Genomic DNA, 22,343 nt, shown 5'->3' with positions numbered 1-22,343 from the left:
CCGCAACGCGGTGGCAGGGACCCCGCAACGCGGTGGCAGGGACCCCGCAACGCGGTGCCAGGGACCCCGCAACGGTCAGGCGGGGGCCTCCTGGAGCGCCAGCCGGCTGCGGAACTCGACGTCGTGCCCGGAGATCGGGTCCCGGAAGCTGATGCCGCGGGCCAGCAGCTGCAGCGGCCGCGTGTAGTCGTCGGGCGCCTTGTCCAGGAGCACCGGGTAGAAGGGGTCATGCATGATCCCAACCCCGAGGCCGGCCATGTGCACCCGCAGCTGGTGCGTCTTGCCCGTGTGCGGTTCGAGCCGGAACAGCGCCCGCGGCGACTCGTCCGGCCCGCCGACGCGCTCGAGCGTCACGCGCGTCTCGGCATTCGGCTCGCCGTCCACCACCGAGGCCAGGAGGTAGTCCCGGCTCTTCACCATCCTGTTGCGCACGACGGCGGGCGCGGCGAACCGCTCGGCCGCCCACGCGGCGTCGTGCGCACCGCCTGAAAGGGCCAGCCCGGAAGGATCCAACCCAGAAGGATCCAACGCGGAGACGCACTCGTACTCCTTGCGCACGGCGCGCCGCTCGAACAGCACCTGGTACTTCCCGCGCGTCTCGGGGTTCACGGAGAACAGCAGCACCCCGGCGGTCATGCGGTCGAGGCGGTGCATGGGGATGAGGTCCGGCAGCCCGAGCTGGTTCCGCAGCCGCACGAGCGCGGACTCCTGGATGTACGTCCCGCCCGGGGTGGTCGGCAGGAAGTGGGGCTTGTCCGCGACGAGCACGTGCTCGTCCCGGTGGAGCACCGAGATCTCCACCGGGAGGCGCTCCTCGGCGGGGAGGGTGCGGTAGTACCAGATGAACGTGTGCTCCTCGAGCGGGGTGCCCCGGTGCAGCGGCGAGCCGTCCATCCCGACGATCTCGCCGCCGTCGAACCTCTCGAGGATGCCCTCGGGGTCGATGTGGCCCCACCGGTGGAGCATGTAGTCCAGCGCGGTCTCCCACGGCCCCTCGGCAGGCAGGCGCAGCCGGGTGGCGTTGACGCCGTCGCGCACGGGCAGGGGGGATTTCATCACCATTCAAGGGTATCCTCGCGCTGGAACCCTAGCTTCTGGAGTGCCATGCCCGCGCCCGCCGATGCCCTTGACGCCGCCTCCGCGGCAGACACAGCCCCCGCCGCGGAGCCGGCGGCCGAGCTCCGAGCCGACGTCCGCCGCGTCTCGACGCTGCTGGGCGAATCGCTCGTGCGCCAGCACGGCCCCGGGCTCCTGCGGCTCGTGGAGGAGGTGCGCCTCCTGACCAAGGAGTCCAAGGAGGCCGCGCGGGGCGGCGCGGGGGCGCTCGGGCCGTGGAACGCGGCCGACGTCGCCGCCCAGGTCCGCGAGCTCCTCGCCTCCCTGCCGCTCGACGAGGCGACCGAGCTGGTCCGCGCCTTCGCGTTCTACTTCCACCTGGCCAACGCCGCGGAGCAGCTGCACCGGGTGCGCGAGCTCAGGGACGTCGCGGACGACGCCGGGTGGCTGGCCGCCGCTGTCCGCGACATCGCGGCCCAGGGCGGGGCGGAGGCCCTGCAGCGGACTGTCGACTCCCTCGACGTGCGCCCCGTCTTCACGGCGCACCCGACGGAGGCGACCCGCCGATCCGTCTTGGACAAGCTGCGCGCGATCGACCGGATCCTCGAGGTTCCCTCCGAGGAGGGAACCGCCCTGCGGCGCCGTCAGGACCGCCATCTCGCGGAGATCATCGACCAGATGTGGCAGACCGACGAGGTGCGCCTGGTCAGCCCGGCGCCCTTGGATGAGGCGCGCAACGCCGTCTACTACCTGGGCGAGATCTTCGCCCGCGCCCTGCCCGAGGTCCTCGACGACCTCGCCGACCTCCTTGCCGAGCACGGCGTCATCCTCCCTCCGGGCCGGGCGACCCTGCGGTTCGGCTCCTGGATCGGCGGCGACCGGGACGGCAACCCCAACGTCACCCCGGACGTGACGCGGGAGATCCTGGGGCTGCAGAACCAGACGGCGGTCCGGATCGCGGTCGGGATCGTCGACGAGCTCATCAGCTCGCTGTCCAACTCCACCGACCTCACCTCAGTAGGACCGGAGCTCGAGGAGTCGATCCGGGCCGACCTGGCCCGGCTGCCGTCGCTGGACCCGCGCGTCCTCGAGCTCAACGCGCACGAGCCCTACCGGCTCAAGCTCACGTGCATCAAGGCCAAGCTGCTCAACACGGGCCGGCGCGTCGCCTCGGGCTCCGCGCACGAGCCCGGCCGCGACTACGTCAACACCGAGCAGCTCGCGGCCGACTTCGACGTGATCGAGCGTTCGCTGCGTGCCCACTCGCCGCTCGCGGCCGACGGCGTGCTGGGCAGCGCCCGCCGTGTGCTCGCCTCGTGCGGGCTCCACCTCGCGACCCTGGACATCCGCGAGCACGCCGACTACCACCACGAGGCCGTGGGGCTGCTGCTCGATCCCCTGGCCGAGCTGCCGCGCCCGTACCTCCAGCTCCCGCGCGAGGAGCGCCGGCGCGTCCTGAGCCGGGAGCTGGCCTCGCGGCGCCCGCTCACCGGGCACCCCGTGATGCTCCCCGGCCACGCGGGCCGGGTCTACGAGACAATGCGGGTGATCAGGCAGGCGCGGAGGCGTCTGGGGCCGGACGTCATCGAGACCTACATCGTGTCCGTGACCCGAGGCCCGGACGACGTCCTGGCAGCCGCGCTCCTGGCGCGGGAGGCCGGGCTCGTGCGCATCTTCGGGGAGGAGCCGTACGCGCACATCGGGTTCGCGCCGCTGCTGGAGACGCTCGACGAGCTGCGCGAGGCCGCCCAGATCGTGGACGCCCTCCTCGCTGACCCGGCGTACCGGGAGCTCGTCCGGCTGCGGGGGGACCTCCAGGAGGTCATGCTCGGGTACTCGGACTCGAACATGGAGTCCGGCGTGTTCACGAGCCAGTGGGAGATCCACAAGGCGCAGCGGGCCCTGCGCGACGTGGCGGCCCGGCACGGGGTGCGGCTGCGGCTCTTCCACGGGCGCGGCGGCTCCGTGGGCCGGGGCGGCGGCCCGACCCACGAGGCGATCATGGCCCAGCCCAACGGCGTGCTCGAGGGGGAGATCAAGTTCACCGAGCAGGGCGAGGTGATCAGCGACAAGTACTCCCTGCCCGGGCTCGCACGCGACAACCTCGCGCTCTCCCTCGCCGCCGTCATGCGCGCCACCGCGCTCCACCGGGACCCGCACACCGCCCTCGGGGACCGCGAGCGGTTCAGCGCCCTCATGGACCTCGTCTCCGAGGCGGCGTTCGCGCGCTACCGGACCCTGATCGACGACCCCGACCTTCCGGCCTACTTCATGGCCTCGACGCCGGTCGAACTCCTCGAGCAGCTCAACATCGGCTCGCGGCCCGCCCGCCGGCCCGACTCCGACACGGCGTCGGACGGGCTGCCCGGGCTCGAGGGGATGCGGGCCATCACCTGGGTGTTCGGGTGGACGCAGTCGAGGCAGATCGTCCCGGGCTGGTTCGGTGTCGGCTCAGGGCTGCGGGCCGCGCGGGAGGCCGGGAAGGGCAGCGAGCTGCGGGAGATGTTCGAGCGCTGGCCGATCTTCCGCTCGGTGATCTCGAACGTCGAGATGACACTGGCCAAGACCGACCTCGAGATCGCGTCCCACTACGTCTCGACCCTCGTCCCGGCGACGCTGCACCGGTTCTTCGACGCGATCCGGGCCGAATACGAGCTCACCGTGGCGGAGGTCCGCCGGCTCGCGCGGGAGACTGAGCTGCTCGACACGGCGCCGACCCTCAAGCGGACCCTCGAGATCCGCGACCAGTATCTCGACCCGATCAGCTACCTCCAGGTCGAGCTGCTGCGCCGCATCCGCTCGGGCGCGAGGGGCAGGGACGTCCGGGGCAGGGGTGTTCCCGACGGCGAGGCCGCGGACAAGCTCCAGCGGGCCCTCCTGATCACGATCAACGGGGTCGCAGCGGGCCTGCGCAACACGGGCTAGGTGCGGCGGGGCCGCTCCGGATGCCTTCCGCGGCGCGGGGACCAAGGGCCTTCACCTCGGCCAGCGGTGCGCGGCATGCTGGAAGGGGCGGACCGACCGGGCCCGCCGCGAGAAAGGGGAAACGCAATGTCAGAGCTGGCCAGGTGGTTCGACAATCGCAGGACGCCGTTCGAGCTGATCGAGAGGCTCTTCGAGGGCGATGCCGCCCAGGCTGGTGGCATCAAGGTCGAGGAGGTCCGCGACGGCGACTCGCTCGTGGTCCGGGCCGAGCTCCCCGGGATCGACCCGGAGAAGGACGTCGACGTGAGCATCAGGGACGGCGCACTCCACATCCGCGCGTTCCGGGAGGAGAGGTCCGAGCAGAAGGAGAAGGACTCCTACCGCTCCGAATTCCGCTACGGCTCGTTCTCACGGACCTTGCCCCTGCCGGAGGGCGCGACGGCCGACGACGTCACCGCCTCGTACAAGGACGGCGTCCTCGAGGTAAGGGTGCCTGTCCCGTCCCAGCCGCCGACCCCGCCGCCGTCCAAGATCCAGGTCACGCGGGGCTGACGCCAGGGCAACAGCCGCTGGAGGGGGACTTGTCTCAGGTACAGACAAGTCCCCCTCCCGCGTTCTCGGGTACGCCAAGAGTCGCCGCCCGACGTCTCGGGTGCGCCAAAATCTGGTGTGGGGCGTTCCGGGTACGCGGGGCAGCTGCCTCAGACCCCCGGGCCCTGCCTGCGGCACCCGCACGCACGACGCCGGCGGGCCGGGCGCCGCTGCGGGGCACCCGCCGTCGTGCGTACCCGAGATGGTGTGGGGGTGCGTTTGGCGTACCCGAGACGGGTGTGGGGGTGCGTTTGGCGTACCCGAGAGGGAAGGGGAGCCAGATCCCCCATCTGACACCGGGCTCCCCTCCTGGCGGCGCTGGCCTCTGCTGGCCCTCCCTCAGGGGTGGTGCGCGCCGCCCTCGTCTCCTTCGGCCCCGCCCTCCGCCGCGGCGATGATGGGCACGGTCCTCAGGAAGCTGTCGGGGTTGAGGGAGATCGAGTCGATGCGCTCGCCCACGAGGAACTCCGCGAAGTCGGGGTGGTTGCTCGGACCCTGACCGCAGATGCCGATGGGGATGCCGGAGGCGTGCGCCTTGCGGATGGCTTCGGCGATCATGACCGTCACCGCCTCCTCGCGCTCGTCGAAGAGCGCCGCCAGCCGCTCCGAGTCCCGGTCCACGCCCAGCACGAGCTGTGTGAGGTCGTTGGACCCGATCGAGAACCCGTCGAAGCGCTCGGCGAACTGCTCGGCCAGCACCACGTTGGAGGGGATCTCGCACATCATGTACACCTTGAGCCCCTTCTCCCCCCGGGCGAGCCCATGCTCTGCCATCGCGGCGAGGACGGCGTCCGCCTCCGCCGGCGTCCGGCAGAACGGCACCATCACGACGACGTTCGCGAACCCGAGCTCCTCGCGCGCCTTCTTCAGCGCCCGGCACTCGAGGGCGAAGCCCTCCCGGTATCGGTCGTCGTGGTAGCGCGAGGCGCCGCGGAACCCGAGCATGGGGTTCTCCTCGGCTTCCTCGAACGCCGCGCCGCCGAGCAGGTTCGCGTACTCGTTGGTCTTGAAGTCGCTCAGGCGCACGATCGCCGGCCCGGGATGGAACGGCGCGGCGATCTTCGCGATGCCCGTCGCGAGCCGGTCCACGAAGTACTCGGTCGGGTCGGCGTAGCCCCGCGTGAGCTCGGCGATGGCCTCGCGGTCGGCCGGATCGGCGACGCGCTCCGGGTGGACGAGCGCCATCGGGTGCACGCGGATGAGGTTGCTGATGATGAACTCCATCCGCGCGAGCCCCACGCCGGCGGCGGGCAGGCGCCACCAGCGGAATGCGGCTGAGGGGTCCGCGAGGTTCACCATGATCCGGGTCCGCGTCTCGGGCAGGGCCCCCGTGTCCGCTTCCTCGACGGTGAACGGGATGAGCCCGCCGAGGACGAGCCCCTCGGCGCCCTGCGCGCAGGAGACGGTGACGGGCTCGCCGTCGGTGATCGCCGCCGTGCCGTGGACCGTGCCCACGACGGCGGGCACGCCGAGTTCGCGGCTCACGATCGCCGCGTGGCTCGTGGGGCCACCGTGGTCCGTGACGATTCCGGAGGCGCGCTTCATGATGGGCACCCAATCGGGGTCGGTCATGGTCGTGACCAGGACGGCGCCGTCCCGGAAGGACCCGATCTCGGAGGGGTCGGAGATGACGCATGCCTCGCCGGAGGCGATGGCGTCCCCGATGGCCGCGCCGCGGGCCAGGACCGGACCCATGCCAGTGAGGTGGTGGATCTGGAAGGCCGAGGCGCTGCGGCGTGCCTGGACGGTCTCTGGGCGCGCCTGGACCATGAACAGCTCGCCGGTCAGGCCGTCCTTGGCCCACTCCATGTCCATCGGCCGCCCGTAGTGCTCCTGCACGGCGACGGCCCAGCGGGCGAGCGTGAGGATCTCGTCGTCGTCGAGCACGAAGGATTCGCGTTCCCGGCGGGACGTCTGCAGCAGGCGCGTCCCCGAGCCGCTGCGCGCGAAGACGAGTTTGCGCTCCTTCGCCCCTGCCGCCTTGCCGATGATGGGCCGCAGCCCCGGCTCGGCGAGCAGGGGAGAGAACACCTCGTACGCGTCCGGGTTCACCGACCCCTGCACGACCGTCTCGCCGAGCCCCCACGCGGCGCTGATCTCCACCACCCGGGGGAACCCGGACTCGGTGTCCAGGGTGAACATCACCCCGGAGCCGGCCAGATCCGAGCGCACCATGCGCTGGACGCCGATGGAGAGGGCGACGTCGAGGTGGTCGATCCCCCGGAGCTCCCGGTAGCTGATGGCCCGGTCGGTGAAGAGGGAGGCGAAGCAGCGTCGGCACGCGTCGAGCAGCGCCCGCTCGCCGGTGACGTTCAGGAAGGTCTCCTGCTGCCCCGCGAAGCTCGCCTCGGGCAGGTCCTCGGCCGTCGCGCTGCTGCGCACGGCCACCGCGGGCGCGTCCTGGCCGAGGCGTTCGGCGAGCCGGCGGTAGGAGGAGGTGATCGCCGTCGTGAGCCGCTCGGGGAAGGAACCCGAGAGGAAGAGCTCGCGGACGGCCGAGCCGGTCTGCGACAGGCTCGCCTGGCCCGCCCGGAAGGCGGCGAGGAGGGTCGAGAGCGAGCCCCCGATCCCGTTGGCCTCGACGTACAGGCGGTAGGCGGGCGAGGTCGTCGCGAAGCCCTCGGGGACGGCGACCCCCGCGGCCAGCAGGTGGCGGGTCAGCTCGCCGAGCGAGGCGTTCTTCCCGCCTACGCGGGGGACATCGCCGATGCCGACGTCCTCGAAGTCGAGGACCAGTTCCGTCTCGGGGCGGGCCGGGGCGCTCATCGCGCTCAGACCGCCGCGAAGAGGGCGACGATGGCGGCCCGCACCCGTGCGCACGCCTCGGCGGTGACGCGGCAGTGCGGGTAGGCACCGGCATGGACGCGGCAGGCGTCCTCGCACAGGGTGCTGAGGTCATCGAGCGCGCGCAGGACCGAGGCGGGGGTGGGACCGAAGTCGGAACCGAAGCGTGAGAGGATCTGTGCGCTCGCCGAACAGATCGCCGCGCAGTTCTGCTGCGCCCGCATTGCCTGGCGCAGGGCGGCGACCTCCGGCTCCTCAAGGCACGCGTCGGCTCCCGTGGTGCACGCCTGGGCGCACGTGAGCGCCGCGTCGATGCACTCGCTCAGGGCCGTGCGGTGGGACTCCTCCATGTCCGGCGCAGCGGGGTGCACAACGAGTGCCTGACGGGAATGCGACATGGGGGCCTCCTGATCCGTGACGGGGCAGGAGCGCACTCGGCAGTGATCCTGCCCACCTAACCCATCCTTTCGGCCCCTGAGGAACAGCGGGAGAGTCTTTGGTCCCCGGAGTGTTCGCTTGAAAGAGCAAACATGTGTGTTTGAGAGTGGTTGGAGGGTGCCGGCGTAGGCATACTGAGACGTGGGAGGCATCGTGGACACAGCTGCTGACGGTGAGCCGGGGTCGATCTTCCCGGCGACCGCTGCGAGCAGGATCGAGGACCTGCTCACGCAGTTCGTGTCGCGGGCCCACGAACTGCTCGAGACGCAGGAGCGCATGCGCGGCCTGCTCTCGGCCGTCGTGTCCATCGCTGAGGACCTCACCCTCGAGGCGGTCCTGGACCGGGTGGTGAACTCCGCCCGGGAGCTGGTCGGGGCGAGGTACGCGGCCCTCGGGGTCCTCGCCCCGGATGGGACGTCGCTGAGCCACTTCGTGACCGTCGGCATGGATCCGGAGACGGTCGAGAGGATCGGACCCCGTCCCACCGGGCACGGCGTCCTGGGGCTCCTGATCCACGAGCCCCACCCCATCCGGCTCCACGACCTCGGAACCCACTCGGATTCGTACGGCTTCCCGCTCCACCACCCGCCCATGAGGACCTTCCTGGGCGTGCCCATCCGCGTGCGCGATGAGGTGTTCGGCAACCTCTACCTGACCGAGAAGGCCGACGGGGAGGACTTCAACGCCGAGGACGAGGACCTCGTCGTGGCGCTCGCCGCCGCGGCCGGCGTGGCCATCGAGAACGCGCGGCTCTTCGCCGATACGGAGCGGCGGCAGCGGTGGCGCGAGGCGAGCATGGACGTGGCCGGCGAGGTGCTGGGGATGGTCGATCCGCGGGCGGGCCTGGACCTCGTCGCCGAGCAGGCGCTCGAGCTGTCCGACTCGGCTCTCGTGGCCATCGCCCGCCCGTGGCGCGAGGGCGCGGAGGTCGAGTGGGCGGTCGTGGCGGGCCCGGCGTCCGCTGCCTTCGGCGACGTGGCCCGGGCGGGCGCGGTCGCGCTCGCCGCGGAGGCCCTCGCGAACGGCAGGCCGATCCTGTCCGAGGGGCAGGGAGTGTTCGGGGTCGCCGACAGCGGCATCCGGCAGGTCCTCGTGGTGCCGGGGAGCCAGGACGTCGCTGCGATGGTCCTGGGCAGGGCCGCCGACGCGCCGCCCTTCCCGGCCGCCGACGTCGAGATGGCCTCCGTCTACTGCGCGTACACGTCCCTGGCCCTGCAGGTGGCCCGCTCGCACAAGCTCCGCGAGGAGCTGCTCGTCTTCACCGACCGGGACCGGATCGCCAGGGACCTCCACGACGTGGTCATCCAGCGGCTCTTCGCCGCCGGGCTGAGCCTCCAGGGCCTGAGGCGCTTCATGCCCGTCGGCTCGGCGCACGAGAAGATCGACTCGATCACCGCCGAGCTCGACGAGACGATCGCGGCGGTTCGCACCACGATCTACTCGCTCAACGAGGCCCGGCGCAAGGACAGTCTGAGCGCGCGGCTCGTCCAGGTGGTCCAGGACGGCACGGGTTCCTTCCCCACGGCGCCGAAGGTCGAGCTCTACGGGCCCATCGATACGGCCGTGCCCGCGGAGGTCGCCGACCAGGCGCTCGCGGTGCTCACGGAAGGCGTCTCCAACGTGGTGCGGCACGCGAACGCGGACTCGCTGTGGGTCAGCGCCGCGGTGGCCGGCGGGCGGTTCGAGCTCGTGGTGGCCGACGACGGCGACGGGCTGGGCGAGGTGACGCGCCGGAGCGGGCTGAAGAATGTCGAGCAGCGCGCGGAGGCGCTCGGGGGGACCTGCGAGGTCGGTCCCTCGGACGACGGCGGGACCCGCCTCCGCTGGGCAGTGCCCCTCTCGGGCTAGCTCCCCGAGCGGTTGCGGGCGATGAACAGCGCGGCCTGGGTGCGGCGCTCGTATCCGAGCTTGGCCAGCAGCGATGACACGTAGTTCTTGACCGTCTTCTCGGCCAGGAAGAGGTGCTCGCCGATCTCCCGGTTCGTCATGCCCTGCCCGATGAGCTCCAGGACCCGGCGTTCCTGCGGGCTCAGCAGGTCCAGCCGGGGGTCGGTCGGCTTCTCGATGGTGGACAGGCCCGCGAGGGCCTTCTCCTTCACCGCGGGCTCGAAGAGGGACTCTCCCCGGGCGGCGCGCCGGAGGGCGGTGACGAGCTCCGTGCCGCGGATCTCCTTGAGGACGTAGCCGTTGGCCCCGGCCAGGATCGCCCCGCGGAGCGACTGCTCGTCGTCGTAGCTCGTGAGCATGACGCACGAGAGGGTGGGGTCGACGGTGTGCACGTCCCGGCAGACCTCGATCCCGGTCCCGTCGGGGAGGCGGACGTCGAGCACCGACACGTCCGGGTGCAGCGCCGGGATGCGGCGAGTGGCCTCGGCCGCTGTCGCGGAGGTGCCGACCACCTCGAATCCCTCGCCCTCCAGAAGCTCCTGGAGGCCACGGCGGACCAGTTCGTGGTCGTCGAGGATGAAGACTGTGAGCGGTTTCGCGGCGGCACTCCCACTCGCTGTCTCGTGGTGCACGAGTGCTCCTCCCTGATCGGATGTCCTCGGATGATCCATTCTGGGCTACGTGGGGGAGGGCGGCTAGGGACTTAGTGCCGTGCGTGTCGGGGCCTCAGGCAGGCGTGGCGGCGGCTCCCCTGGCAGGGCGCCTGTGCGCCGCGGCGCCCGTGAGCCTCCTCCCCGCGAACGCCAGCCAGACGGGCCACGCGAGGTACGCGGCACCTCCGACCGCCCCACCCAGGGCGAACAGGGCCGTCTGCAGGGCCGGGGCGTCGGACGCCGCTAGGCCCGCCCCGACCACGGGCACGGCCACGAGCATGCCGGCCCCGACCGCCCGGCCTGCCAGTGCCAGACGCCGCGGGTACGGCGGCCGGCCGGCCAGCCTGTGGTTCGCGACCATCGTCCACGCGGCCTGGGTGAAGATGCCGGCGACCGAGACCACCGTCGACGGGGCGAAGCCGATCAGGCCGAGGGACAGCAGGACTCCGCTCGCCGCAGCCCCTGCGGACGCGGTCACCGTTGCGCCGAGAGCGGCCCGGCTCCATGGCCCGGGGGTGAGGCGTCGGTGGATCTGGACGATGGCGGGGATCGAGGCGGCGAAGAAGAGGCCGCCGGTGAAGTCGTTCACGGCACCGAAGACGTAGGGGCCGCCGCGCGGGACCTCCATCCCGTACATCACTCCGAGGGCGGCGGCGGCGACCGCGCCCAGCCCCGCGGCGGTGTAGGCGGCGAGGCCTGCGGACGCATCGCCGGGGAGGCTCCCGAGCGGGGCGGGCGCCGAGGGGAGTGGTGTCGTCGACATGGGTGCTCCTTGACTGGTCTGGGCCCCGAGGGGCTGCTGCCTCCCAGCCGGTAGCTGATCCAAGGGTACGCCGGGCCGACCGGCACGTGGGGGCGGAAAGATTTTCCTTGACAAAATTTATTGTCGGTTACACGCTGGAAAGGTGCAGGACATCGTGGTGATCGAGGACGCTGCCGCAGCGGCGGCCAGTCTGGACCCCCTGAGGGCGAGGCTCCTGCGGGAGCTGGCCTCGCCGTCGTCGGCCGCCGGACTCGCGGCGAAGGTGGGCCTGCCGCGGCAGAAGGTGAACTACCACCTGCGCTCCCTCGAGGAGCACGGGCTCGTGGCCCTCGTGGAGGAGCGGCGCAAGGGCAACGTCATGGAGCGCGTGCTCCAGGCGACTGCCGCGTCGTACGTCATCTCGCCCGCCGCGCTCTCGGTGGTCCAACCGGACCCGGCCCACGTGCGGGACCGCTTCAGCGCCTACTGGCTGCTGGCCCTCGCCTCCCGCATGGTGCGGGAGGTCGGCCGGCTGCTCGCCGGGGCTGTCGCGGCGAAGCAGCAGCTGTCCACCTACGCGGTCGACGGCGAGATCACCTTCGCGTCGGCGGCGTCCCGGGCGGCGTTCGCGGCCGAGCTCGGCGCCGAGGTGGCGCGCCTCGCCGCGAAGTACCACGAGCCGTCGGCGCCCGGGGGGCGGCGGCACCGCCTCGTCGTCGCCCTCCATCCCGCGCTCAGGGAAGACCGTCCTCCCGCCGGCGCGGAACCCCATCAGCCCCCACCAGCCAAGGAAGTGCAGCCATGACCGAGCAGCATCCCTTCGAGATCGTGCAGGACGTGGTGCTCAGCGCCTCGCCCGAGCAGATCTGGAAGGCCGTCACCGGGGACACCGCCGCCTGGATGTTCCCCCTCCAGGACCTGTACCCCCATGAACGGCTCACCGAGGACTATCCGAAGCACCTCGTGCAGCGCATGGAGGGCCCCGACGGCTGGTACAACCAGCTCGAGCATGTCCTCACGCCCGGGCCGGACGGGACGCACCTGCACTACGTGCACTCGAGCGTGCTCACCGACAACTGGGAGCAGGAGTACGACGGCGCCCTCAGGCACACCGCGTTCTACCTCCACACGCTCGGAGAATACCTCGCGCACTTCGACGGGCGCCCCGTCGCATTCGTGGACGTCCAGGGGCCCGACGGGGCGACCGCCCCCGACGCGTTCGACCGCTTCCTCGCAGCGTTCGCCCTCACGGGCGTGATCCAGGGCGAGAAGAAGGACCTGGACCTCCCCGGGCTCGGGCCGGTCGAGGCCACCGTGGACTACGCGAACGAGTACTTCCTCGGGCTGCGCATGGACGACGCGATGGTGCGCGTCTTCGGCCGCAACCTCTTCGGCGACCGTCTGGGCCTCACGGTCCACGACTTCTCGCTCGGCACCGCGTCCGACGCCGCGCGCTCGGCCCGGGCCGAGCAGCACGCCCAGGCGTGGGGCGAGTACCTCGGGACGCTCTACCCCTGACCCCGTTGCGGGGTCATGTCCCTGCGTCGAGAGGTCATGTCCCTGCCGTCAGGCCGTCTTCAGCGCGGCGAGCGTCTCGAACCGGAGGCCGCGCGCCACGAGGGCTGGCAGGGACTTCCCGAAGCCGGCGGCCGTCCCCGAGCCAGGGCGGTTCATATGGCCGATGGCTATGTCGCCTGCCTTGAGCCCCGCGAGCTGGGTGGCGACCTGAACCGCCGTGAAGGTCGCGCCGGCGTCGGCGTTGACGCTGAAGTTCACCGGGATGTTCCCGAGGGAGCGGCAGATCCGCACGGCGACGTCATCCATGTGCGCCGTCCCGGCCCGGAACCACGGGATGTCGCGCTGGAGCTCCTGCTCGAGCGCGTCCCGGCTGGTGCGCACTTCCTCGACGACCTCGGCGATGTTCGCCGTGCCCGGGATGCCGTAGGCCGCGCGGCCCTTCACCGAGAGGGGCAGGTGCCGCGACCCGTGGTTGCCGATCGCGAAGAGCGGGTCCGCGGCCAGCTCGTGCGCGAGGGCCCTGTTCGCGGCCACCCAGCGCGTATTGAGGAACAGGGTCGCGGGGACCTTGGCGGAGCGCAGCGCCGCGATGAGCTGCGAGTCGATCCCCGCCCCCTGGGGCCCGCCGCACGCGTCGAAGGTGAGGGCGGTGCCAGGGGTTCCCGTGCGCAGCACCGTCCCGGTGACCTCGAGGCCCCACTCGCGCGGGACGTCTGCGCCGAACCGCGCCTGCATCTCTGCGGCCGACGGCGCAGCGGGGCGCGTGGGCGCGGCGGCCGCGGTGGCGCTGGGCGTGGGAGGGTCGGCGTCGATGGCCGGCGGCTCCGGGGGGAGCGCGGCGTCCGGCGTCGCGTCGCAGGCCCCGAGGGAGGGGACGGCGAGGCCCAGGGCGGCCGCGAGGACCGTCCGACGGGACGGGCTGGGCATGCGGAAGCCGCGCGGTACTGCGGTGGACACGGGTGATCTCCTGGCTGGGCTGCAGCGAGAGTGTACCCCGGCAAAGGAAACGGCCGGTGCCGGCGGCCGGCGGTCGACCTTCCATGACGCGGCGACCGCCCGGACTGCGCGCGTAGAGTGTGGCCCGTGAGCGTGACTGTCGCCTCCGGGCGCCCAGACCTGACCGCTGCCGCGGCCGCTGCCCGGCCTGCCGACGCCGTCCTCGTCGACCTCGCCTCAGGCCCTTCGGGCCTCTCCGAGGCCGAGGCCGCGCGCCGCCTCGCACAGGGGGCGAACGTCCTCGAGGCCCGCCGGGTGAGCTGGTTCCACGTGCTGGTCCGCCAGTTCGCGAGCCCCCTCCAGGGGCTCCTCGTCGCCGCAGCGGCGCTGTCCTTCGCCACCGGGGACCAGGTCAACGCGGTCATCATCCTCGCCATCCTCCTCGGCAGCGCGCTCCTCGGCTTCGTCAACGAGTACCGCGCGGAGAAGACCGCCGCGGACCTCCATGGCCGCATCTCCCACACCGCCGTCGTGCTGCGCGGCGGCACGGAACGGCCGGTGCCGGTGCGCGAACTCGTGCCCGGCGACGTCATCCGCGTGGGCCTCGGGGCCATCGTCCCCGCGGACGCCCGGCTCCTCGAAGCCGAGGGGCTCGAAGCGGACGAGGGCGTGCTGACCGGCGAGTCCGCCGCAGTCGACAAGGCCGTGGACCCCGTCCCCGAGGGGACGAACCTCGCGGAGCTGACCTCGTGCGTCCTCATGGGGACCGTGGTCCACGCGGGCTCGTGCCGCGCCGTCGTGGTCGCGACCGGTCCCCACACCGAGTTCGGGCGCATCGCGGCCGGCCTCGCGCAGGGGCTGCCCGAGACCTCGTTCCAGCGCGGGCTCAAGCAGTTCTCGCTCATGCTCCTGTGGGTCGGGCTGTCCCTGACCGTCGGGATCCTCGTCATCAACCTGCTCCTGCAGCGGCCCTTCCTCGAATCCGTCCTGTTCTCGCTCGCGATCGCGGTGGGCATCACGCCGCAGCTGCTGCCCGCCGTCGTGAGCACCTCGCTCGCCGCGGGGTCGAGGCTGCTCTCCAAGCGGGGCGTGCTCGTCAAGCGGCTCCTCGCCATCGAGGACCTCGGCAACCTCGACGTCCTCATCACCGACAAGACCGGCACCCTCACGGAGGGCCGGATCGGCTTCGAGGAGGCCGTGCCGGCGGCAGGGTTCCGCGGGGACGACGGCGCGCGGCGGCTCACCGAACTCGCGGTGCTGTGCTGTGAGGTGGACCCGGCCGAGCCCGGCGCCTCGGGGGCTGGCCAGAATCCCGTGGACGCGGCCCTCTGGGACGCGTTCCCTGACCTCCCCGCGCGCGTCGCCGGGCACCCGCGGCTCTCTCTGCGGCCCTTCGACCATGAGACGCGAACCATGGAGACAGTCGTGTCCTCTCCGGACGGGCCATCCCGGATCGTCAAGGGCGCCCCCGAGGCCGTTCTCGACGCCTGCTCCGGCGTCACGGACGACGACCGCGCCGCACTCGAGGCCCTCTTCCGCCGCGGTGCCCGCGTGGTCGCCGTAGCGAGCGGACCCGCCCAGCGCGCCGACGCGGGGAGCTCCGGGCAGGACCGGGCGCACGACGCCGCCGGCCAGCTCACGCTCGCCGGGTACCTGAGCTTCATCGACCGCCCGAAGGTGGACGCGCGGGCCTCGCTCGCACGGCTCGCAGGCCTCGGAGTCGAGGTCAAGATCGCCACCGGGGACAACGCTCTCGTGGCCGAGCACGTGACCTCCGTGCTGCGGATGGCCCCCGGGTCGGTGCTCACCGGGGCTCAGGTCGAGGCGATGGACGACGACGCGCTCGCGGCCGCCGCCGCGGGCGCCCGGACCTTCGCGCGGGTCTCGCCCGAGCAGAAGGCCCGCATCGTCAAGGTCCTGCGCCGCACGCATTCGGTGGGGTTCCTCGGGGACGGCGTCAACGACGCGCTCGCGCTCAACCGGGCCGACGTCGGGATCTCCGTGGACTCGGCGACGGACGTCGCGAAGGACGCCGCCGACGTCGTGCTCCTCGAGAAGGACCTGGGCGTGCTCGCGGACGGTGTGATGGGTGGGCGGCGCATCTTCGCGAACACCATCAAGTACCTGCTCATGGGCACGAGCAGCAACTTCGGCAACATGTTCTCCGCCGCAGCCGCGAGCGCGTTCCTCTCCTTCCTGCCGATGCTCCCGGGGCAGATCCTGCTCAACAACCTGCTGTACGACTCGAGCCAGCTCGCCATCCCCACCGACAGAGTGGACAAGGAACAGCTGCGCAAACCGGCCCATTGGGACCTCCGGGCGATCCGGCGGTTCATGGTGGTGTTCGGACCCATCTCGTCCCTGTTCGACTTCGCGACCTTCGGGCTCATGCTGTGGGTCTTCCATGCCGCGCCCGAGGAGTTCCGGGCGGGATGGTTCGTGGAGTCGCTCGCGACGCAGACGCTCATCGTCTTCGCGATCCGCACCCGGCGCATCCCGTTCGTGCGGAGCCGCGCGTCCGTTGCGCTGACCGCGGGCGTCCTTGCCGTCGTGGCGATCGGAGCGGTCATCCCGTACACCGCGATCGGGGAGGTGATCGGGTTCTGGCCCCTGCCTGCCGACTTCTTCCTGGCCCTGGTCGGGATGGTGGTCCTGTACCTCGTGCTGGTGGAGACGGCCAAGCACTTCTACTACCGCGCTGCCGACGCGCGGAGCATGCGCGAGGAGCCGTCGCGCGCCGAGGAGCGGGCTGCCGCCCGCGTCGCCGTGGGCCTGCACCATGGCCATGCCCGGGTACACCGCCGCGCAGCGCCGTTCCTCGTCCACACCGGCAAGGCGAAGGTCCGGCGCCCGCCGGGCCACGGGGTCGCGGCCGGCCGCCGGTAGGGCTGTGTCGGGGTCCTGAGGAGTTCAGCGGAGGGGCTGGCAGTTCGGGCACCAGTAGATGTCGCGCTCCCGCGTCTCCCCGAGCAGCGGCCCCGTCCCGGGGAGGGGTTCCGCGAGGGTGCCGTGCACGATTCTGGTCCGGCACCGCAGGCAGGGCTGGCCCGTGCGCCCGTATACCCATGTGGCGTTGCGCGGTCCGAATCCGCCCACAGTGTTCCTGGACCGGGACTTGTTCGCCTCGAGCAGCCGCTTGGCCATCGCGACCATGCCGGGCAGGTCGGGGACGGCGGCCACGGGGGTCGCGGGGTGCACCCGGCCCAGGAAGCACAGCTCGCAGCGGTAGATGTTCCCGATCCCCGCGAGGTTGCGCTGGTCGAGCAGCGCCGCGCCGACGGCCCGCTCGGGAAGCGCCCGCAGGTTGGCCTCGGCGAGCGCGGGGTCCCAGCCGGGACCCAGGAGGTCGGGCCCCAGATGCCCGACGGCGGCGTCCTCCTCCGCGGTCGCGATCACCTCGATCAGGCCGAGGGAGAATCCGACCGCGCTCGTGCCGTCGTCGGCGGTGAGCACTGCCCGCGCGGTGTGCCCCGGCTTGCGCCACCGTTCGCCCGGCCCGTAGACCTGCCAGCTGCCCTCCATCGACAGGTGCGAGTGGACGCTCAGCCGGCCGTCGCCGTCGTGCGTGCTGCCCGGCGGGGCGACGCGGTGGAGCAGGTGCTTCCCGCGGGAGACCACTTCGAGGACGGTCCACCCGGCAAGGTCGAGCGTGGCGAACGCGGGCACGCGGAAGTCGCTCGCGGCGAGCCTCTTGCCGGCGAGGGCCGCGTGCATACGCCTCGCGGCCTGGTAGACGTTGTCGCCTTCAGGCACGGATCCGCACCCCGCGGGGGGTCGAGTACGCCCCAGCCGCTGTCAGGGCCCGAGCGAGTGGCGTGTCGAGAAGGTCGTGCCCGTTGACCTTCTCCATCGCGAGCCGGTCCACGGCCCCGGATCGTACGACGCCGACGAGTGCCGCCGCGGCCGGGGCCAGCACGGCGTCGTCCTCCGTGAAGGCGAGCAAGGTCTTGCCGCCGCGCTCCACGTAGAGGGCCAGCGCGCCGTCGACCGTCACGACGAGCGCCCCTGCCTTCCGGCCGGGTCGGTGGCCGGTCGCGGCGCCCGGCACCTCCGGCCACGCGAGGGCCGCGCCGTACGGGTTGGCCGGGTCGGTGGCGGCGAGCGCGAGCGCCGCCCGAGCGGGCGCGGCGTCCGGGTCGGCGGCGAGCGTGTCGTCGCGGGAGAACTGGCGCAGCCGGTCCACCGTGGCCGGGACGGCGAACTGGGCCGCGCCCAGCCGGTCGACGAAGTAGCCGCGGCGGCACGTCCCGGATTCCTCGAGCCGGGAGAGCACCTTGTACAGGAGGCCGAATCCGCCCGGCACGCTCTCGGCCATCACGGAGCCCCGCGTGAGGACGCCGTAGCGGTCCATGAGGAGCTCGGCGAGGGCGTGCAGCTTCACGGTCGTGTCGAGGTCCGCCGCGGGCACCGCTGACCAGCGGCCCACGGCCGTGGGCGGCGTGGCCGCGGAGGGAGCCTCGAGGCCCTGGCGGCCGACGGCGCCCAGCCGGCCGAGCCGTGGGAGGCGGCCGCCGCGCACCGCACCGCCGTAGCCGCCGTACGAGCGGGCCCGCGGCGTCCGCGAGGGCTGCCGGTGCGCGGTGTGGCCGGAGTCGAGCAGGGCCCGCACAGGTGCGAACGTGTCGCCGGTGACGCGGCCGGCCCACACGAGGTCCCACAGGACCTGGAGCGCGGCCTGGTCCGTCAGGACGGAGTCCATCCCGCCGGCAGCCTCCGCGACCTGGCGGAAGAAGTAGCCCCCGCCGCCGGCCAGGAACTCGAGGACGCGTTCGTGCGCGTCCTCCGGGGTGAAGTCCGGGTCCGGTGCGAGGGTGAGGGCGGCCGAGTCGGCGACGTGCAGGCTGATCCAGCCGTCATTGCCGGGGATCGCCCCCGCGCCCGTCCATACAACCTCGCCGGCGGCCATGAGCTCGTCGAGGAGGGCCGGTGTGTAGTCCGCGACCCGGCTGCGCAGGACGAGGGGCTCCCACGCGCTGGCCGGTATCGGCACGCCCGCGAGCTGGTCGACGACGGTCAGGACGCCGTCGTGCTTCCTCAGCGAGCCGCGGGGGCGGCCGTCCTGAAGGTCCCCGATGTGCTGCCAGGCTGCGAGGAAGCGGGCGAACGCGGCCTGGTCCACGGGCTCGACGTCGGCCCGCAGCGCCGCGAGCGAGCGTCGGCGGATCTTCCGCAGCACCTCGGCGTCGCACCACTCCTCGCGGGCCGCGAGCGCCTCCGTGGCCGCTCCGGGCGGGGGCCCTCCCTGGGCCGGCGCGGCCGCTGGCCGGAAGCTCCCCTCGATGACGCGGCCGTCGGCGGAGAGGCGCTTGAGCGTGGTGTGCACGACCGCGACGCCGAGCCCGAGCCGCGCGGCCGCCTCCCCGGCCGTGAAGGGGCCGTGCGTGCGGGCGTACCGCCCGACGAGATCGGCGAGCGGATCGGCCACGGGCTCGATGAACGCGAGCGGGACCCCGATGGGCAACGGGACCCCGAGCGCGTCACGGAGCCGGGAGGCGTCCTCGATCGCGGCGTACCGTTCCACGCCGCCGACGTTCACGAGCAGGGCCCGCCGGGCTGTGACCAGCTCCTGCAGGTCCGCCCGGACGACCTCCAGATGGGGTTTCGACTCCGCTTCGCTTCGCTCAACCACCGTTCGGGCGGCAGCCTCCTCCACAGACAGCGGCCCGAGGAGCCGCAGCAGGTCGGCGGCGCCCTCGAGGCCCTTGAGCTTCCTCTCGTCCGTGAGGCGCTGCAGTTCCCGTTCGGTCTGCTCGATGACCTTCTCATCGAGCAGTTCGCTCAGTTCGGCGCGGCCGAGGAGCTCGTTGAGCAGGGTCGCGTCGAGGGAGAGGGCGGCAGCGCGGCGCTCGGCGAGTGGCGAGTCGCCCTCGTAGAGGAACTGGGCGACGTAGCCGAAGAGCAGCGAGCGGGCGAAGGGGGAGGGCTGCTGGGTGGTGGTCTCGACGAGCCGGAGCTCGCGGCGCTGGACGGCGGCGGCGACGTCGCGGAGCGCGGGGAGGTCGTAGACGTCCTGGAGGCATTCGCGCACGGCCTCGAGGATGATCGGGAACTGCGGGTACTTCTTGGCGACGTCGAGCAGCTGGGATGCGCGCTGACGCTGCTGCCACAGGGGCTGGCGCTTGGCCGGGTTCTGCCGGGGGAGCAGGAGGGCACGGGCCGCGCACTCGCGGAAGCGCGCGGCGAACAGGGCGGAGCCTCCGACCTCTTCGGTCACGATGCCGTCGAGCTCCTCGGGCTCGAACACGAACAGCTCGGCGCCGGGTGGCTCGTCCTCCATCATGGGCACGCGCAGCACGATCCCGTCGTCGGCGGCCATCGCGGACCCGTCGAGACCGTACCGCTCGCTCAGCCGCCGACCGACGGCGAGGGCCCACGGCGCGTGGACGGGCATCCCGAAGGGGGAGTGCAGCACGACGCGCCAGTCGCCCAGCTCGTCCTGGAAGCGCTCGACGACCAGCGTCCGGTCGCTGGGCACCACGGTCGTGGCTTGCTTCTGCTCGTCGAGGTACTGCAGGAGGTTGTTCGCCGCGAAGGCGTCGAGGCCCGCGGCCTCGATGCGCGCCGTCGCCCGTTCCCGATCCGCTCCCGCGACCTCGCGCTGGAACGCGCCCAGGGCGCGGCCGAGCTCGACGGGGCGGCCCAGGCCGTCGCCCTTCCAGAACGGGAGCTTGCCGGGCTGGCCGAAGGCCGGGGAGACAAGCACACGGTCGTGGGTGATGTCCTCGATCTTCCAGCTCGTGGCGCCGAGGGCGAAGATGTCGCCCACGCGGGACTCGTAGACCATCTCCTCGTCGAGCTCGCCCACGCGCCGGCCCCCGCGGGCAGCCTCCCGGGCCGAGCCCTCTTCCTCGCTGCCCACGATGTAGACGCCGAACAGGCCGCGGTCCGGGATGGTGCCGCCCGAGGTGACGGCCAGCCGCTGGGCGCCGGGGCGCCCCTCGATCGTGCCCTCGGTGCGGTCCCACACGATCCTCGGGCGCAGCTCCGCGAACTCGTCCGAGGGGTACTTGCCGGACAGGAGGTCGAGGGTCGCGTCGAAGGCCGAGCGCGGGAGCGTCGCGAACGGCGCGGAGCGGCGCACGACGTCGAACCACTCCTCCACGTCGATCGGCCCCAGCGCCGTGGCCGCGACGGTCTGCTGGGCGAGGATGTCGAGCGGGTTCGCGGGGATCCGCAGGGCCTCAATCTGGCCCGAGAGCATGCGCTCGACGGTAATGGCGGTGTGGACGAGGTCTGCCCGGTGCTTGGGGAAGAGCACGCCCTGGGAGACCTCGCCGACCTGGTGGCCGGCCCGGCCCACGCGCTGGAGGCCGGAGGCGACCGACGGCGGGGACTCCACCTGGATCACGAGGTCCACGAGGCCCATGTCGATGCCGAGCTCAAGGCTGCTCGTCGCCACAACGCACCGCAGCCGGCCGGACTTGAGGTCGTCCTCGATCTGGGCGCGCTGCTCCTTGGATACGGAGCCGTGGTGGGCGCGGGCGAGCACGGGGTCCGCGCCGGCGGTCTGGCCCGCCTGCGCCATCATCTCCGCAGGGGTGCGGGCCTGCACCCGGTGGTTGAGCGCAGTCGAAACCCCCGGCTGGCGAGCGGAGCTGCCACCGGGTTTCGACTCCGCTTCGCTTCGCTCAACCACCGGAAGCGGCTCGTCCCAGACGCTGGGCTGGAGGCGCTCGGCGTAGATCTCGTTGAGCCGTCCAGTGAGCCGCTCGGCCAGACGGCGCGAGTTCGAGAACACGATCGTGGAGCGGTTGGCGAGGATGAGGTCGACGATCTTCTCCTCGACATGCGGCCAGATCGAGGCCTGCGGCTGCAGGCCCGAGGCAGGCCCGCTGTCGTGCGCCGCTGCGGCGCCGGCGAGGTCGCTCATGTCCTCGACGGGCACCGTCACGGTCAGCTCCCACGTCTTCTTCGCCGGGGGCGCGACGATCTCGCACGGCGCCTGGCCCGCGAGGAACTGCGCCACGAGGTCGCGGGGCTCGACCGTCGCGGAGAGGCCGATCCTCTGCGCCGGCCTGGGGAGGATCGCGTCCAGCCGCTCGAGCGAGACCGCGAGGTGGGCCCCCCGCTTCGTCCCGGCGACGGCGTGCACCTCGTCCACAATCACGGTCTCGACCTCGGCGAGGGTCTCGCGCGCCTGTGAGGTCAGCATGAGGTAGAGCGACTCGGGGGTCGTGATGAGGATGTCCGGGGGGCTGGACAGGAGCGCCCGGCGGTCCGACGCCGAGGTGTCCCCGCTGCGCACGCCCACGCTCACCTCGGGCACGGGAGAACCGAGCCGTGCGGCCGTCTGCGAGATGCCGATGAGCGGGGCGCGCAGGTTCCGCTCGACGTCGACCCCGAGCGCCTTCAGGGGCGAGATGTACAGGACCTTGGTCTTGTTCTTGGGCGCACGACGCCGCCGCGCACCGCCCGCGCTCGTCTCGCCCCTGCTCGTCCCGGCCGCCGCCTCGAGCCCCGGGAGTGCGTCCGCGGCAGGTGCCCGGTCGCCGTCGCGCGTCATGAGGCGGTCGAGCGACCACAGGAAGGCGGCGAGGGTCTTGCCGGAGCCCGTGGGCGCGACGACGAGGGCGTGCCTGCCGGAGGAGATCGCCTCCCATGCGCCAGTCTGCGCGGGGGTGGGCTCCCGGAAGGCGCCGAGGAACCACGCACGGGTGGCCGCGCCGAAGCGTTCCATCACCGCGGCGGTGCCGAGGGCCGAGCCTGCATCTGCCACGGCACCATCATCGCGCACGCCTCCGACAGTCCTGGCCCGCCGCCCGCGGGGGAGGGTGGAGGGCTTCTCTGGGCCGACTGGCTTTTATTTTTTTCTC

At 72.5% G+C, this 22,343-nt stretch carries 14 protein-coding genes; 6 read left to right on the top strand and 8 right to left on the bottom strand.

Annotated features, from left to right (window positions below):
* Window positions 1-75 precede the first annotated feature (75 nt).
* On the bottom strand, window positions 76-1,056 hold the full coding sequence (locus ABD298_RS17040; RefSeq protein WP_344301005.1) for a pseudouridine synthase: 981 nt from the start codon (window positions 1,054-1,056) through the stop codon (window positions 76-78).
* A gap of 48 nt (window positions 1,057-1,104) precedes the next feature.
* Here ABD298_RS17040 and ppc point away from each other — a divergent pair, with 48 nt between their 5' ends.
* Together ppc and ABD298_RS17030 are read left to right on the top strand one after the other, a co-directional pair.
* On the top strand, window positions 1,105-3,981 hold the full coding sequence (ppc, locus tag ABD298_RS17035; protein ID WP_344300997.1) for a phosphoenolpyruvate carboxylase: 2,877 nt from the start codon (window positions 1,105-1,107) through the stop codon (window positions 3,979-3,981).
* 126 nt (window positions 3,982-4,107) lie between these two features.
* Window positions 4,108-4,533, top strand: a complete 426-nt coding sequence (locus tag ABD298_RS17030; protein WP_344300995.1) for an Hsp20/alpha crystallin family protein — start codon at window positions 4,108-4,110, stop codon at window positions 4,531-4,533.
* A gap of 378 nt (window positions 4,534-4,911) precedes the next feature.
* Here the strand turns inward: ABD298_RS17030 and ppsA are convergent, their stop codons facing one another.
* Both ppsA and ABD298_RS17020 read right to left on the bottom strand, forming a co-directional pair.
* Complete coding sequence (gene ppsA / locus ABD298_RS17025; protein ID WP_344300994.1) at window positions 4,912-7,338, bottom strand: phosphoenolpyruvate synthase; 2,427 nt, start codon at window positions 7,336-7,338, stop codon at window positions 4,912-4,914.
* 5 nt (window positions 7,339-7,343) lie between these two features.
* Complete coding sequence (locus tag ABD298_RS17020) at window positions 7,344-7,754, bottom strand: four-helix bundle copper-binding protein (RefSeq protein WP_344300993.1); 411 nt, start codon at window positions 7,752-7,754, stop codon at window positions 7,344-7,346.
* Between the two features lie 193 nt (window positions 7,755-7,947).
* On the opposite strand from ABD298_RS17020, the gene ABD298_RS17015 reads away from it, so the two are divergent.
* Entirely contained in the window at window positions 7,948-9,642 is a 1,695-nt protein-coding gene (locus ABD298_RS17015) for a GAF domain-containing sensor histidine kinase (RefSeq protein WP_344300992.1), read from the top strand.
* On the opposite strand, the gene ABD298_RS17010 is transcribed toward ABD298_RS17015, so the two are convergent.
* Both ABD298_RS17010 and ABD298_RS17005 read right to left on the bottom strand, forming a co-directional pair.
* Window positions 9,639-10,352: a response regulator gene (locus tag ABD298_RS17010; RefSeq protein WP_425564473.1), complete on the bottom strand. Its 714-nt coding sequence runs from the start codon at window positions 10,350-10,352 to the stop codon at window positions 9,639-9,641. The two genes, ABD298_RS17015 and ABD298_RS17010, sit on opposite strands and share 4 nt — an antisense overlap.
* 55 nt (window positions 10,353-10,407) lie before the next feature.
* Window positions 10,408-11,097, bottom strand: a complete 690-nt coding sequence (locus tag ABD298_RS17005) for a hypothetical protein (RefSeq protein WP_344300990.1) — start codon at window positions 11,095-11,097, stop codon at window positions 10,408-10,410.
* A 142-nt stretch (window positions 11,098-11,239) separates the two neighbouring features.
* Here ABD298_RS17005 and ABD298_RS17000 point away from each other — a divergent pair, with 142 nt between their 5' ends.
* Together ABD298_RS17000 and ABD298_RS16995 are read left to right on the top strand one after the other, a co-directional pair.
* Entirely contained in the window at window positions 11,240-11,881 is a 642-nt protein-coding gene (locus tag ABD298_RS17000) for a winged helix-turn-helix domain-containing protein (RefSeq protein ID WP_344300989.1), read from the top strand.
* On the top strand, window positions 11,878-12,594 hold the full coding sequence (locus ABD298_RS16995; RefSeq protein ID WP_344300988.1) for an SRPBCC domain-containing protein: 717 nt from the start codon (window positions 11,878-11,880) through the stop codon (window positions 12,592-12,594). The genes ABD298_RS17000 and ABD298_RS16995 overlap by 4 nt, the downstream gene beginning before the upstream one ends.
* Before the next feature lie 48 nt (window positions 12,595-12,642).
* Here ABD298_RS16995 and ABD298_RS16990 read toward each other — a convergent pair whose 3' ends face one another.
* Window positions 12,643-13,551 carry a polysaccharide deacetylase family protein gene (locus ABD298_RS16990; protein WP_344300987.1) on the bottom strand — a complete coding sequence of 303 codons (909 nt, stop codon included), beginning with the start codon at window positions 13,549-13,551 and terminating at the stop codon, window positions 12,643-12,645.
* 126 nt (window positions 13,552-13,677) lie between these two features.
* Here ABD298_RS16990 and mgtA point away from each other — a divergent pair, with 126 nt between their 5' ends.
* Complete coding sequence (gene mgtA, locus ABD298_RS16985) at window positions 13,678-16,416, top strand: magnesium-translocating P-type ATPase (RefSeq protein WP_344300986.1); 2,739 nt, start codon at window positions 13,678-13,680, stop codon at window positions 16,414-16,416.
* Window positions 16,417-16,440: 24 nt separating this feature from the next.
* Here mgtA and ABD298_RS16980 read toward each other — a convergent pair whose 3' ends face one another.
* Together ABD298_RS16980 and ABD298_RS16975 are read right to left on the bottom strand one after the other, a co-directional pair.
* The gene (locus ABD298_RS16980; RefSeq protein WP_344300985.1) at window positions 16,441-17,283 is read right to left on the bottom strand and encodes a DNA-formamidopyrimidine glycosylase family protein; all 843 of its coding nucleotides are present in this window, start codon (window positions 17,281-17,283) and stop codon (window positions 16,441-16,443) included.
* A complete protein-coding gene (locus ABD298_RS16975) occupies window positions 17,276-22,207 on the bottom strand; it encodes an ATP-dependent helicase (protein WP_344301004.1) in 4,932 nt (1,643 codons plus the stop codon). Before ABD298_RS16975 ends, ABD298_RS16980 begins: the two co-directional genes overlap by 8 nt.
* Window positions 22,208-22,343: the final 136 nt, after the last annotated feature.

Origin of the sequence: Sinomonas flava, from assembly GCF_039531875.1 — a bacterium.
Taxonomy (GTDB): domain Bacteria; phylum Actinomycetota; class Actinomycetes; order Actinomycetales; family Micrococcaceae; genus Sinomonas; species Sinomonas flava.
The sequence above is the reverse complement of the archived record's forward strand: the minus strand, read 5'-3'. Positions and strand labels throughout refer to the sequence as shown.

Coding starts and splice junctions, on each gene's coding strand:
- ABD298_RS17040 (WP_344301005.1), bottom strand. CDS start 1,056: ATGAAATCCCCCCTGCCCGTGCGCGACGGCGTCAACGCCACCCGGCTG.
- ABD298_RS17010 (WP_425564473.1), bottom strand. CDS start 10,352: ATGGATCATCCGAGGACATCCGATCAGGGAGGAGCACTCGTGCACCAC.
- ppc (WP_344300997.1), top strand. CDS start 1,105: ATGCCCGCGCCCGCCGATGCCCTTGACGCCGCCTCCGCGGCAGACACA.
- ppsA (WP_344300994.1), bottom strand. CDS start 7,338: ATGAGCGCCCCGGCCCGCCCCGAGACGGAACTGGTCCTCGACTTCGAG.
- ABD298_RS17030 (WP_344300995.1), top strand. CDS start 4,108: ATGTCAGAGCTGGCCAGGTGGTTCGACAATCGCAGGACGCCGTTCGAG.
- ABD298_RS17020 (WP_344300993.1), bottom strand. CDS start 7,754: ATGTCGCATTCCCGTCAGGCACTCGTTGTGCACCCCGCTGCGCCGGAC.
- ABD298_RS16975 (WP_344301004.1), bottom strand. CDS start 22,207: ATGGAACGCTTCGGCGCGGCCACCCGTGCGTGGTTCCTCGGCGCCTTC.
- ABD298_RS17005 (WP_344300990.1), bottom strand. CDS start 11,097: ATGTCGACGACACCACTCCCCTCGGCGCCCGCCCCGCTCGGGAGCCTC.
- ABD298_RS16995 (WP_344300988.1), top strand. CDS start 11,878: ATGACCGAGCAGCATCCCTTCGAGATCGTGCAGGACGTGGTGCTCAGC.